A 12,943-nucleotide genomic window follows, 5' to 3' on the forward strand; every position below is an offset into this window, starting at 1 on the left:
TTTGCCCAAAAATAGCTCAAAACCTCTGCCCTAGTATTTTTGGGTATTTATACTCATTGCAAAAGTGACACGCTCCCAACGCACCCTTTGTATTGCGTTACTGCGCGATGGCTTTTGTTGTCTACTGTGTAGCGGCGGATGTTATCTTTACTGACAATTGGGTATCGGGTAACGATGACTTCTGTGCCGTGTCGCAAGTGGGGGGCAACAATTGTACCGGGCTTGAGGCTTTCACAAGGTTGAGCCATTGCTGAACCATGATGAATTGCTCCCTTAATTGCTAAGTCTTTCCACTTTTTAGCCAGTTGTTCTTGCATGAAATCGACGACTTTGGGAAAGTCGAGGAGTTGACCGAGTTTGTCGTTCCTCAAAATTGAAATTAGCCGGGATTCGTTGCGTTGGGCTTTTTCATCTGTTTCCTCTTGTAATCCGCTGCTGTCTTCGTGAAGGCTAGATTGAAAAGCAGCTTTTTTGTCGTGCTGCTCCACTAAGTATTTGGCAAGTTGCAGTCGGTTATTTTGCAAGTCCGCTAGCTTTTGGGCTTCAATTTTGGTCGGTGTGGCTATGTCAGCCCCAATAGCTGCTTTGGAATACCAAATCGAAAATTGCCAGGAATTTTCGTATTCAGTTACTTTAGCGTTGCCTCGATTTCCTAGTATAGCTTTGGGAAATTCGTAGTCGCCACAGGGGATAAGTTCAGCTAATTGCAATGCGGCAACTCCTTTGATAGAGGAGCGATCCATAATGATATCATAATCCAAGTCGGAGGTTAAATTAGCATCAGGCAACAGCGTTCCTTTGGCAAGAAAGCTAATTTCTGGAGTGTGGCAGTCTTCTTGTCCCCATTCCTGCATCCAGGCAAATCTGAATTGAAAAGGTCGGTTGTAATTCCCTCCTAATTGTTGGGCTAGTGCCGGTGAAATTTTACCGTGACAGTCTCCGGTTTGCCACTTATGAGCTTTCGCTTTTTCACTTTGGTCATCGCTTTGAGAATCAACAATTTTGACTCGCAAGGTTTCGCCGTCAAGGGAGCTATCTAACAATTTGGCTCCTTGGTTGCAACTGCTAACTAGCAGTGAGCCGTAGCGACAGGCGTGGTCGGGTTGGGTTTTGAATACGCTCAACAGTTTGGTTGAGAGTTCTTTGTCTGCAAAATACACGTTTTTTCCTGAGCTGAAAGCAACTCTTCTGGTAATACCCTCTCCGAAGTCGATGTTTTTCAGAGGGTCGAAGCTGCTATCATTTGGGTCTGGTTTAACGATGCTTAGGGATGCTAATTCTTCAGGTTCAAAAAGCAGTTCAAGCAGGGAGTTACGAAGCACTTCGGATTCAGCTTGGTACCGCCCCTTTGCTCTACCGTCAGTCAAGGACATATCAAAGACTGGGATTTTTAGTCCTTCCCCAGCTACCCATTCTGTGGAGCGATGTTCTGGGGTAAGTTTTCTTCTGCTCATTGATTAGCTCCTGAATCCTAGTTTTTACATTTTTAGGACTTACGCACAGTAATAGTCCAGATTTTGACAAGGTTGTTCCTTCACAAATTCCTGCTACTGAGTGATATTTACCCCCTCCAATTGGAGGGGTTTAGAAGAAAGAAGTAGCGTGTTACAATCAGGAGGACAATCCCAATGTGGAGAAAAAAAGTGAAAGTAGTTCGCACAACTACGGCTATGAAAAGCCAACGGGATTATTTCTCTGATAGCGATAGCGATGCACTTGCTCGCGTTGCTTTTGGAGAAGGTGAAAACAGTCAGCAGTTTGGCGGTTTGAGTTTTGATGCTGACGGGGTTATTAAAGGTAGAGCATCAATGTTGTTCAACGTCACCGAAGAACAAGTGGAGAACCCTCAATACTGGATTGATTTATAAGAGATACCGACCGAAATTAAGTCTTCGCTCTTACAAAACAAACGTGTCACATGGTAATACCATTTCTAAAAAGTCTTGCTACAATCTGCATTGTTGGGTTTTTTTCACGGAATCAACCTACTGTTGCTACTGTTGCATGACTTTTAATAAATGGTATAATTCGGAGGTGTCTAATTCGGATATGTCTAATAATTCAGGTGTCAGAACAAAGCATTTCTGACACCTGAAAAGATGGCTAACGCCGTTTTTTGGACTGCGTTTTTTCCGAAGAACGACTCTCAAGCGTCTGGTTGGCTTGAAGAGAGTGCAAATTGTTACCGGGAAGCAAGCTGTAAACCACTTTACGCTTGCGAAAAACCCTAGTGCCATCTACAGGCATTCCTTGTTTCCAAGCGTCTGAAATCGCCTTTTTGTCGGCAGAAATTACGGTTTTGGTTTCGACTCGGCGATAGGGTTCTGGTAGTTGAGATGGGTCAATCAAAACTTCACAGGTAGGCGGATTTTCCTTAACAGTAATGCGGCGGTGTTTGCCAATAATTTCGGAAGTTAACACGCCGCACTCGTTGAAGTAGAGAACGGTTTTATCTAAGCGCTCTCTCCACCCTTGGAGTTTGTTGAGAGCTTTTGAATGCAGTTCTATCAAATACTGCATTCGCGCTGTAATTCCTGCAATTTCGGCATCAATTTGGTCGGCTAAGTCGGCATGGGCATCAACAGCGAGTTCCTGGGTTTCTTGGGTTTGCCAAAGGGATTGCAGCAGTTGGTCGATTTCTTCTGAGCTTTCTGCTGATTCTAGTTGATGCCAAACTTGAGCCGCAGTTATTGAACTTTGAGCAAGCGTCGCTGTGGCTAAATTCATGCTTAGTATCCTCCGTTGATGCAGGTGTGATAATAATCGCGGCGTTCTTCGAGTTGAGTAAGCGCAGCCATTGTTTCTGGGTCGGATTTAAGAGAGATTTGTTTGTCCTTTTGAATCTGGCTACCTGGTTGAGAATGAGTTAAATTTTGTGAGCTTGACTGGGTGATTTTTTGCATACAATTCAAAAAACTTTCTTAAAAATAGCGCGACCGCGCTCTTAAAAAAAGGAGTATTTAAAGTTATGAATTATCCTATAGTTTTTTACCCAAAAGTGGTAATGCAATTCTGCCATCAATATCCTTTGCCAGAGGCAACTTCTAGTTGTGCCACCTCATCCCAACTTCAAGAAACTCAACAATTAGGGAAACCTGTTGTTTTGCTGACTCCGCCTCAACCACCTGTGGTGTTACCTGTCAAGTTGCTGTGGTTAATTTGGGTGTTTTGGCTTTATGGTGCGATCGCACTTGGGCTATTAGCTATTTCTTGGGGTTGGCTGTGGTGGGAAATGCTGCTGGTAGTAGCTGCTTATTCATGTTTAATTGCGGCTGCTTATAGTTATGTGTTTGGTTGCCGTCAAAAACTGCTATCCAGGTATAAGCAGCAAGTTCTTGAGTACAATCAACAAAATATATTATTCCATCAACATTTATCCTCGAATAAACAGCAAGAATTTTCTAGTTTTAAGGTGGAAAAAGAAAGGTTGGAGACAGGTTTAAAAAGCGCCAAACTTGAGTTAGGTTCCAGAAATCGATTGCTCAAGGATTTGATGTCACTTCGCGTTAGTCCTAATGGCACATCTCAAGCTCGGCAAGGAGTGAGTGAACAACGCTTTTTGCAATACTTACAGCAATATTTTGAGGAAGTTGTCCAAGCAGCCGAGTTTAAAATTCCGTCATCTCAGAGGAGCTATTCAGCAGATTTTATTGTAATTCACACTGCATCTGGGATAGGAATTGATGTCGAGATTGATGAACCTTATGCTGGCAAATCTAAGAAGCCCACTCACTGCTGCGATGCTGACAGCGATATGCGCCGCAATCAATTATTCTTAGAGTGGAATTGGATTGTGGTTAGGTTTACTGAAAAGCAGGTGGTTCAGGCTCCTTTGAGCTGTTGCAAGTTCTTGGCGATTGCGCTCGCCTTTGTAACGGGCGATCGCTCTTATTTAAAGCAACTGGAAACTCAACCCGATTTGCTGAGCGTCAAACCTTGGACAACAAGAGAGGCAAGGGCTATGGCTAAAAGCAACTATCGCCTTACTTATTTATTTGGATTTGGTGTCGGTTCTGCTTGCGATCGGCTTTCATCACAACCGTAACCGTTAAGCAGAAAGTTTTGATTAAACGCAGGCAATATTTGAGTCATTAACCGCGATAAATTGTTATAATTACTCAAATTAAAACTTAAATTTCCAGTCAAACAGGATAAATATAAGATGTTTTAAGTAAATTCGCGTACCAGCTTAGACCCAATCCTAATTTTCTTCTCTGCTTAATCATTAGGGTAATAACTGTATTTTTGAATTGTCTACCTAAACTCAGGATAAAATAACAGATTTTTCTGGTTTTTACAAGACAATTTTAGATGTTAACGCATTCATAGAAAGGGAGATAAAATAGATATGCTGTCATTTGAATCGGGGTTCATTGAAAGTCAACTGCTCAATCAAAGACTTCTGCAAACGATTCGCTTGGTTGGAGAGTACAAGGGCAAGCAGGAGTTATTCAAGCAACAAGCCCCGCAAGTTTTAAGCACTTTGCGCCAAGCTGCGGTTATTCAGAGCACCGAATCTTCTAACCGCATTGAAGGCATTACAGTGCCGCTAGAACGGATTAAAAAATTAGTAACAGAAAAAACAACGCCGCGCGATCGTTCAGAACAAGAAATTGCGGGTTATCGGGACGTGCTAACTACAATTCACACCAGTTATACCCACATTCCTTTTAGTACAGGTGTCATTTTACAACTGCACCGCGACCTTTACCAATTTGCTGTTAATACAGGCGGGCGCTGGAAAACAGTGGATAATGAAATTAGCGCCACTTATCCTGATGGGACTAAAGTGGTGAGGTTTCAACCTACTCCTGCTTATGCTACTCCTGCGGCAATGGAACGCCTGCAAGAACGGTTTAATCGCCTCTGGGAATCGGGCGAGATAGAACCTTTATTGCTGATTCCAACTTATATTTTAGATTTCTTGTGCATTCATCCATTTTTAGATGGAAACGGGCGGATGGCAAGGTTGCTGACTTTGTTGCTGCTATACAAAGCTGGTTATGAGGTGGGGCGATTTATTAGTTTAGAACGGATTGTGGAGAGAACTAAGGAGAGTTACTACGATACGCTTTACCAATCTTCCCAAGGATGGCATGAAGGGCAGCATAACTTATTACCTTGGTGGGAGTATTTCTTGGGAGTCATGCTGCTATCAGCTTATCGGGAGTTTGAGCAGCGGGTAGGGTATGTTACTTCTGCAAAAGGAACTAAAACGGCGATCGTATTGGATGCGATTAACAATTTGCCTCAAGAATTCTCGATTAGGGAATTGCAGGAACGGTGTCCAACAGTGGGAATTGATTTGATTCGCCGTCTCTTGCGCCGGGAAAGGGATGCGAGGCGTTTGGAATGTCGGGGACGAGGAGTTGAGGCGCATTGGCGAAAGCAATAGATACAGGAATTAGGCACAAGCAACTGGGTGTTGAGTTGAAGTACAAAACCTAACACCCAGTTGCAAAAATTATGCAGCCTGATGAAAGCGGTTAAGTGTTAAAAAAAGTAGCATTTAAAAAAGCTAATATTTTTAACACTTAAGCGTAATTTATCCGATGGCAAATTCACTTAATTGTCGCATATTAGGGGGGTCAAAGCCAAGTATAATGTCTTGCTTAGGAACTCCTAATTCTACAAGTTCATTGGCAATACCTACCTCGGTTCCATCCTGCTGAATCCAAATTTTATTGTCCATAATATCCAGGTGCAAAACTGGGCCATAAATTCGCCGCTGATTGCGCCAGCCCACATATACTAATTGATAATGGTCGCGCTCGGTATCAAAGATAGTTTGAGCCTGAATTCGCTCATCCCACACCAGACTGGCGTGTTGGGAGAGCAGATTTTGGATGTGTTGTCTGTAAAGGTCTACATTTGCCATTGTGCGATCGCCTCCTGCTCTATATCGTAAACAATTAAATGAATTTGATTTTGTTGAACTAAAGACTGAATAAACCCCATTGTGAAAAAACTATCGTAGACATTGCTGGGTACAGCTAGGTATAAAGTGCGGTCAGTTTCTTGTTGTTGCAAAGCTGCTCGATAACTAATGAATTGTCCTAATGCTGTGTAAAACTGGGAGATTTTGGAGGGGCCAATAAAGCTTTTGATTTCAACGGCAATTTTCTGTCCGTCTTTTTCGGCCGCCACCACCTTTTCGGCACCCAAGTCGATGTAAAGTTCTAGAGTTCCTGCTTGTAAAGTGTATGGATCGTGAGTAATCTGCCATCCATCTTTCTGGAGAGCGATTTTAACGACTTCGTGAAAGACATCTTTAGCAGACATAGCTGTACTGACTCGTTGTGTTTAATATCTTCGATAGTTTTATTTCAAGTATATACGCTATTCATTTGAAAGTGATGTTCTCGGGCAGCGCCACAAAACTTTGCCCCTCGACCTTTTTTAGATCAGAAGAAGCCTTTCGTCCAAATATGATTGTGCAGCCGACATAGTGTTGCGCCCGACGACTCGACATATCGGCTTGCTCAAAGTGCAGGAGATACACCTATGCTGCTATGAGAGGAAGCCTTTTTTGGATGTGGTGAAAAATGTTTGCTATTGGCTGCCGGAGAAACAAACTTATCTCTCCGGCATAATTTAATTACCAGTCGATTTTTACCTCGCAGTTTTTGGGGCTGCCGTTGCTGCTACCATTGCTGCTACCATTGTTGGTGTCGTTGTTGCTACGGTTGCTGCTTTCGAGAGGGAATTGGAAGTTTAAGGCCAGCAGCTCTTGCTCGATAATTGACTTTCGATATTGGACTTTTTTGTCTCTCAAAAGTCGCAGAGCGTGGATTATTTTGTCGAGCGTTTGATAGCTTGTTTGTTGAAAATTCAATACAAGTGTTGTTTGCCGATCCATAATGTACAGTTGGTTTTCTGTTTGGTGGACGAAGGTTAAATTATTGAAGTAGTAGGTGTTGGTTTGTGAGACTTCCATTTTTTATCTCCGATACTTTATTTTTTGGCGCGACAGCGCTCATTTTTTTGGGTACTAAATTTTACGAAAAAACGTATAAATAATTTATTGTTATCAAGGTCTGCTCACAAAAAGAATGAGCAAGCGCCGTCTTAAGTTACTTAGCCAAATCAGGAAAAATAGTTGATAAATAAATCTATTCATAAATTGGTAATACTTAGTGGCAGCGCTATCAGTAATTTAGGTTGCAAGTTGAAGATTTGTTAAGTAGCATTTTTATTAGACAATACTTACTTTGTCAGGGAACCATAACTAATCCAATTCAATTTCTTGGATGCGCTGTTTATAAGGTTGGTTATTTTGTTGAATATTTTGCTGTTCTTGCTCAATTAATTGTATCCAGATATCATTCCAACTTGACTGTGGATTAACAAGTTCTGCATTCGGTAGCAGCTCCCTTGCATTTCGAGCGAGCATATAATCTTCTGCGAGCGCTATAATAACGCTATCGAGTTCTTGTAAGAATTGTGTAGGCAGTTCTGAAGCTCGTTCAATTCCTAGGTAAATTGTGGGTGGTAGTGTTGCAGAGTTATCCTGGTTATTTTCCTGTTCAATAAGCAAAATTGAAAGAGCTTCTATTGGGTTACAGGCAATCACAGCTCGCTCAATTTCTCCAGTAGTGGCTACCCAGAAAGCAGCTTCAGATGACAGGGGTTGGGTTGTAGTAAAGTTGCCTCTTTCATCTAGAACAAAAGCGAAGCTGGCTTCCCCCTCAAGCGTCCGTGCCGTAAAGACAGCCTTTTCTGAGCCGGCATACAGCCAAGAATGAGAGTGCAATTTTTCAAGCAATTCTAAAGGTAAACTGTACTCGACTGCTAGATGCGATCGCACTTTTTGCCACTGAGTTTCATTCCTTTCAGGCAGGATTGATAATTGCAACTCTAACTCATTTGCTGTTGCAGGAATTGCAGGTGTAGTTGTTTCTAGCTCAGATTGTGACAACTCTAACTCATTTGCTGTTGCAGATAGGGTTGCTACTAGCTCGGATTGTGACGACTCTAGCTCATTTTCCTCTGCCTTGCCAGGGGCAATAGCTAAGTGTTGTGGCTGCATTAAAGCCTCAATTAGGGCGTTATCTCGTTGTGGGTCATAGCTAACGCCTCGATGCTTCTGCAATCCACAAAAAGTGTAGGCTTTACCCAATTGAGTGCCACTTAAAGCGACTCCATCTAAATTGTAAGAAATGCCTTTACTGAAGCCAGTTCGAGTCAATCCGACTTGCACCTCTACGCCTTGTTGCTGCAACCGTTCAACGAATTCTGGCATACTTGGGTTGTCTTGGGTAACTTCATCAATTAGGTCTTGCAATTGCACCCTAACGCTCTTGTTTCCCTTGCTTTTTAATTGCCTGTGTTCTCCTGTAGTCTGAGCTCGCTTGTCTGTTTCCCAACTGGGTGTAACAGTTTCCAGGTTGTAGTTCCGTTCGAGCTGGCGAATAGTTTCTTGGCTTTTGTAATAATCCCAGCTATCGTCAACAACACCTCCATCTAGGCAAATGCGACTGGCGACGATGTGGATGTGGTCGTGTTCTGTATCGCTGTGCTTGACAACTGCGTACTGGTTGTTGTCAAATTCCATCGCTTTCATGTAGTTGGCTGCAATCGCCAGCCAGCGTTGGTCATTTTCTTCAGAATCTTCTAGTTTTTCGGTGCTATCGACAGATAAAGTGGCGTGAAAAACTGCTACTTTCAGGTTAGGTCTTAGTTGTCGGGCGATGCCAAATTCAGCAGCGAGTTCTTCAGGAGTTTGTCCGCACATAGTACCGCCAATTAGAGCGGCGTCTTTTTTGCCCAGTACGTAGTTCAGACAGCCCCGAAAGCCTGTACCTTTGATTTGTTTGCCAATCATAACCGAAAAGCCGTCAGTTGCACAGAATCGATTGCTCAGGCGGTAAAGCCGAGGCTTGTTAATAATTAGCGTACTGTAGATTTGGCGAGGTTTGCAACCATAGCTTTAATTGCCTTCCCGTTTTCTCGAATGAGTTGCTGTACGCTTTCTAAGAGTCCTGTATTGACAACAACGGGTTCTCCCAATGCCACAGCACTATTGCAAGCTTTAGCCATCTGATTGAGGTTGTTTCCTGCAATTCTAAGTTGGGCATCAATCTTGCATAACACTTGATAGGCTTTTAAGTCAAATGCAGCTAGAGGGCGCGGCATGGTTCTCCTCAAAGCTGCACGGCGCATGAAGTCGCTCATGCTCAAATTGACTAGCGAGGCTCTTGCTTTAATTTGATTGTAGTCAGAGTCAGTTAGGCGAATGTGAATATGGTTGGATAGCAGCTCTCTAGGTTTGACGGACGGTAAAGTTTTCATAGCTTTTAATCAGTAAAAACCTCTTGCCAAGATACAAGTTAGCCGCTGTAATTAAAAACCCCTAATCAGGTGATTTTATCCCCTCTAATTGGAGAGGGCTATTAGAGGGTTTATCAAAGTGAGACTGACCCCTACCCAACTCTAACTTAATTTGTTTGTATAAATTATAGCGAGTGAGGCGATCGCAGTGGAAGGACGATTAAACCTCTGACGGCGAGGGCTGGTTAGCAAGAGAGCGAACAATGCGATCGATCGCTACCCAAGTGCGATGGGAAAGTTGTGGCAATTGATGCCTGTGCTGCCACAAAAGCCGCCACAACAGCAGGAGCAATGTGAGCAATCGGCACAGTCGAAGAGCGGGTAAAAATCAAGCGCCTTGACACCTAGGATGCCCCATTCATAAGGGAGCATTATTTTTTGCCAGCACAAATTAGTCAGGGTTTGCGATCGCAAAAACATTGCTTGCTACCGAGAAAGAACAGCTATAATCAGCCTCAACAGGTCAAGACACGAACAGCACAAAAAAGCAGTAATTTGGCATAAAATTGCAGGCAGTTGCAGGATATTTACAGGCATTTGCAGGTAAAGTGCAGCCCCTGCAAATGCCTGTAATCTCACTGATTTTATACTGCTTTCCGTCTGACTTTATACTACAAATCCCTGATTTTAACGCTCCACAACATTAGCTATTTTTTAGCGTTTTTAACAAAAACCGAATTGATTTAATAGTCAAGTTGTGGCTTGGGAAGTTGAATTAAAAATCAAATTTCAGAAGTGCGAAAAAATTGGCAGCGTAGCCGCCGTTATGTCAGCCTTGACAGTTGCATAAATTGCTGTTGTCGGGCGCGCTTTGCAATCGGCTAAACTGTTGCTGTCTCATAAAGCTTGACAGTCGGATAAAAATTTACCCCCTGACTCGGTTTACAGCAGTCGGTCGGTTTACAGTCGCTCGACTTCTACCTATTAATAGCGGTTATAATTCTCCACCTGATTAATACAGGCAGCAATCTCTAGGCGTAAAGAGCGATCGCTGATATATTCCAACAAAAAAATAGTTCGCCGTGCCTGTCCCATACCTTACCGCTCTTATTGAGGCATTTGGGCTTCAGTAGCCACTCGCGAGTCGTTCCTTATTCCATATCAATAAGGTTTGAACTGCGGGTAAGCAATATGCTCAATATTGATGGGGGGGGGATATTTTTTGTCAGCACGTAAAAGCCCGGTTTGCGATCGCAAAACCATTGCTTGCTACCGAGAGAGAACAGCCAAAACCAGCCTCAACCAGCAAAGACACGAACAGCACAAAAAAGCAGTAAAGGAACAGTAAAATGCAGGCGTTTGCTGGATATTTTCGGGTAAATACAGGTAGAGTACAGTCCCTGCAAATGCCTGTAATCTGACTGATTTTATACTGCTTTCCGCCTGACTTTATACTGCAAATGCCTGCGTTGCGATCGATCGCTATTTACAGTCGATGGCTATTGTGTTGGCAACTGTAAAAGTCAACGCATACTCCGCCTTTCGAGCGCTCGACCTTCGTAATTAACATTTCCTCGATCGTCCCATGTTTGAAATAAAGAAAATCTGTTTCTTTTATTCGCTAGCAAATTATTCTACCTCATTAGTGAGAGGCCGAATAACCGAATAATTACGAAGGTCGGATGAAGGATTGCGAATTATTCGCTCCCTCGGCTTTTATTCAATCTTGTGCTCGAAGCGCAGTTCCCTCCTACGCACTCGGTTTACAGGAGTCGTGAGGGAACAGTGGCTTGGTTTACAGCAGCCGTGAGGGAACTGCGCGCTTGGTTTACAGCAGCCGATCAACTTTCAGTTATCAATGGTCGTTATAGTTCTCCACCTTATTAGTACAGGCAGTAATCTGTATTCATGGCGCGGATTGTTTTTATATCTGAAATATAAAGTCGCCGTTTGCGATCACAAAACCATTGCTTGCTACTAATCAAGAACAGTCATAACCAGTCCCAACAGGGTAAGGCATTAACAGCACAAAAAAGCAGCAATTTGACAGAGAAATTCAGGCATTTGCTGGACATTTTCCGATTCAATCAGAGAGAATGCAGTCCCTGCAAAAGCCTAATTTATACCTGTTTTTGTACAGCAAATACCTGACTTTATACGGCACTTTCCAGACTTTAACGCTCCACAACAATTAGCTATTTCTTAGCGTTTTTAACAAAAAAATAATTGATTTAATAGTCAAGTGGCGATCTAAATTGAATTAAAAATCAAGTAGAGCAAGTGTGAGAAAATGGGCAACACAGCAGCCGTTATACCAGCCTTGACAGTTGCATAAATTGCTGTTGTCGGACTCGGGCTTTGCAATCGGCTAAACTGTTCGTATGAAGGCAGGTTAAGAGCAGACCCTAATACGGTGTCTTAAGGGCGATCGCGTCTGCGATTGTTGCAATTAGGTCAAGGAAATCACAATTCCTGACAGTTCGGGATTTTTTTGTTGGCAATGCCGAGGGTAGCGAAGTGAACGATTTTATAATTGCCTAAGTTGCCATTTTTCTACTGCGATGCGTTACTTTTTAGGGGTTGCTAGCACGTTTCCTGGCTTCTGATGCTTTGATATCATAACCGGATTTAGGATTAGCTTGGTGCAGTTGCATTAACAGGTCGATGTAAACTTCGTAGTATTCCTGCACTGTGGCAAAGTATGAGCTGCGGAGTTCTGGGCTGGCTATTTTGGTGCGGAGGTTTTCGATGATTTTGAGAGAGGATTCAATGTCGTTGAGGGCTTCGGGAAGATTGTTTTGGTCGCCTTTGACAGAAGCCATGCCGAAAAGGGTGGCAGCTTCTCCGCTGCGATCACCTACTGCCCGACTCAGGAGAAGGGACTGGCTGTAATACTCTAGCGCTTTCTGTTTTTCTCCTAATTTTGAGTAGACTCTGGCAAGACCAAGGAGGCTAAGTGCTTGCCCTCTATTGTCGGCTTGTTGCCGATACAACTTTAATGCTTCTTCCCACTTGACGATCGCACCTCTTTTTGCTTGGGCCGTTCCTTGCTGGTAGAGTTGTGCTCCTTCTTTTAAAGCTGTTTCAGCAGCGTCGCTACTGTTAGTTTGTGCTGTTTGTAGGACTTTACCAACAGGCACGGCTGCTGCCACTGTCTGACTTAGGTGAAGTGAAAGTGCGATCGACATACCAGCCAAAAACCATTGATTGCGGTCTGGAGTGATTATGATTGCGGTCTCCTACACTTAGCGACAGAAGAGGGGTATCAAGTTGTCTACGATCGCACTTTCGGAAAATCGAAAATCCTTTCACGTTTTGATCCGGTTGTCAACTTGTAAGTTAAGAGGACGGGTTACGGTGATGGGTAAGGGATCTCGTACTCATCATGTGTCAGTTGCGTAAGTCCTGTTTGATTAATCTCGCTAACACCTACAAATTTTCCATTACCTAGAACACGGGATACAACACTGTTGTATCCATACCGAGGATATGTTCTAGTCTAAAGATAGATAAGGAATGAAAAATAAATAAGTTGATGACTTATCGGTTATAATGAAAAAAGTGTGAGATTACATTTTCACTCCTACAGAGAGCAACCAGGGTAAACGCATCTTAATTTCAACCTCAAACATGATAAGATGAAGTGTTTAGCTAAATCAAGTGCGTAATTGAT

At 43.1% G+C, this 12,943-nt stretch carries 15 protein-coding genes; 4 read left to right on the plus strand and 11 right to left on the minus strand.

Annotated elements, in window-relative coordinates; all coding sequences use genetic code 11:
- Positions 1 to 53 precede the first annotated feature (53 nt).
- A complete protein-coding gene (locus QUB51_RS28920) occupies positions 54 to 1,454 on the minus strand; it encodes a hypothetical protein (protein ID WP_333264304.1) in 1,401 nt (466 codons plus the stop codon).
- A 174-nt stretch (positions 1,455 to 1,628) separates the two neighbouring features.
- On the opposite strand from QUB51_RS28920, the gene QUB51_RS28925 reads away from it, so the two are divergent.
- Positions 1,629 to 1,868: a hypothetical protein gene (locus QUB51_RS28925; RefSeq protein WP_333264307.1), complete on the plus strand. Its 240-nt coding sequence runs from the start codon at positions 1,629 to 1,631 to the stop codon at positions 1,866 to 1,868.
- Positions 1,869 to 2,103: 235 nt separating this feature from the next.
- Here the strand turns inward: QUB51_RS28925 and QUB51_RS28930 are convergent, their stop codons facing one another.
- Together QUB51_RS28930 and QUB51_RS28935 are read right to left on the minus strand one after the other, a co-directional pair.
- Positions 2,104 to 2,727: a siphovirus Gp157 family protein gene (locus tag QUB51_RS28930; RefSeq protein ID WP_333264310.1), complete on the minus strand. Its 624-nt coding sequence runs from the start codon at positions 2,725 to 2,727 to the stop codon at positions 2,104 to 2,106.
- Positions 2,728 to 2,729: 2 nt separating this feature from the next.
- Positions 2,730 to 2,903, minus strand: coding sequence for a hypothetical protein (locus QUB51_RS28935; protein ID WP_333264313.1), 174 nt, complete (start codon positions 2,901 to 2,903; stop codon positions 2,730 to 2,732).
- Positions 2,904 to 2,968: 65 nt separating this feature from the next.
- Here QUB51_RS28935 and QUB51_RS28940 point away from each other — a divergent pair, with 65 nt between their 5' ends.
- Together QUB51_RS28940 and QUB51_RS28945 are read left to right on the plus strand one after the other, a co-directional pair.
- Positions 2,969 to 4,045, plus strand: coding sequence for a hypothetical protein (locus tag QUB51_RS28940; RefSeq protein ID WP_333264316.1), 1,077 nt, complete (start codon positions 2,969 to 2,971; stop codon positions 4,043 to 4,045).
- 303 nt (positions 4,046 to 4,348) lie between these two features.
- Positions 4,349 to 5,395: a Fic family protein gene (locus QUB51_RS28945; RefSeq protein ID WP_333212520.1), complete on the plus strand. Its 1,047-nt coding sequence runs from the start codon at positions 4,349 to 4,351 to the stop codon at positions 5,393 to 5,395.
- 150 nt (positions 5,396 to 5,545) lie between these two features.
- Here QUB51_RS28945 and QUB51_RS28950 read toward each other — a convergent pair whose 3' ends face one another.
- From QUB51_RS28950 to QUB51_RS30535, 7 genes are all read right to left on the minus strand, one after another.
- On the minus strand, positions 5,546 to 5,878 hold the full coding sequence (locus QUB51_RS28950; protein ID WP_333108716.1) for a XisI protein: 333 nt from the start codon (positions 5,876 to 5,878) through the stop codon (positions 5,546 to 5,548).
- Entirely contained in the window at positions 5,866 to 6,282 is a 417-nt protein-coding gene (locus QUB51_RS28955; RefSeq protein WP_333212523.1) for an element excision factor XisH family protein, read from the minus strand. Before QUB51_RS28955 ends, QUB51_RS28950 begins: the two co-directional genes overlap by 13 nt.
- Before the next feature lie 316 nt (positions 6,283 to 6,598).
- On the minus strand, positions 6,599 to 6,937 hold the full coding sequence (locus QUB51_RS28960) for a hypothetical protein (protein ID WP_333264319.1): 339 nt from the start codon (positions 6,935 to 6,937) through the stop codon (positions 6,599 to 6,601).
- A gap of 291 nt (positions 6,938 to 7,228) precedes the next feature.
- Complete coding sequence (locus tag QUB51_RS28965) at positions 7,229 to 8,824, minus strand: relaxase/mobilization nuclease domain-containing protein (RefSeq protein WP_333264322.1); 1,596 nt, start codon at positions 8,822 to 8,824, stop codon at positions 7,229 to 7,231.
- 65 nt (positions 8,825 to 8,889) lie between these two features.
- Positions 8,890 to 9,291, minus strand: coding sequence for a plasmid mobilization protein (locus QUB51_RS28970; RefSeq protein ID WP_333212529.1), 402 nt, complete (start codon positions 9,289 to 9,291; stop codon positions 8,890 to 8,892).
- Between the two features lie 224 nt (positions 9,292 to 9,515).
- On the minus strand, positions 9,516 to 9,674 hold the full coding sequence (locus tag QUB51_RS28975) for a hypothetical protein (RefSeq protein WP_333058177.1): 159 nt from the start codon (positions 9,672 to 9,674) through the stop codon (positions 9,516 to 9,518).
- Between the two features lie 580 nt (positions 9,675 to 10,254).
- The gene (locus QUB51_RS30535; protein WP_445243079.1) at positions 10,255 to 10,365 is read right to left on the minus strand and encodes a Tn3 family transposase; all 111 of its coding nucleotides are present in this window, start codon (positions 10,363 to 10,365) and stop codon (positions 10,255 to 10,257) included.
- Positions 10,366 to 10,492: 127 nt separating this feature from the next.
- Between QUB51_RS30535 and QUB51_RS28980 the strand changes: the two genes are divergently transcribed.
- On the plus strand, positions 10,493 to 10,618 hold the full coding sequence (locus QUB51_RS28980; RefSeq protein ID WP_333058178.1) for a hypothetical protein: 126 nt from the start codon (positions 10,493 to 10,495) through the stop codon (positions 10,616 to 10,618).
- A 1,225-nt stretch (positions 10,619 to 11,843) separates the two neighbouring features.
- Here the strand turns inward: QUB51_RS28980 and QUB51_RS28985 are convergent.
- Positions 11,844 to 12,458, minus strand: coding sequence for a tetratricopeptide repeat protein (locus QUB51_RS28985; RefSeq protein ID WP_333058179.1), 615 nt, complete (start codon positions 12,456 to 12,458; stop codon positions 11,844 to 11,846).
- Positions 12,459 to 12,943 lie beyond the last annotated feature (485 nt).

It is taken from the genome of Microcoleus sp. AT8-A3 (assembly GCF_036705675.1).
In the GTDB taxonomy this organism is placed as follows: domain Bacteria; phylum Cyanobacteriota; class Cyanobacteriia; order Cyanobacteriales; family Microcoleaceae; genus Microcoleus.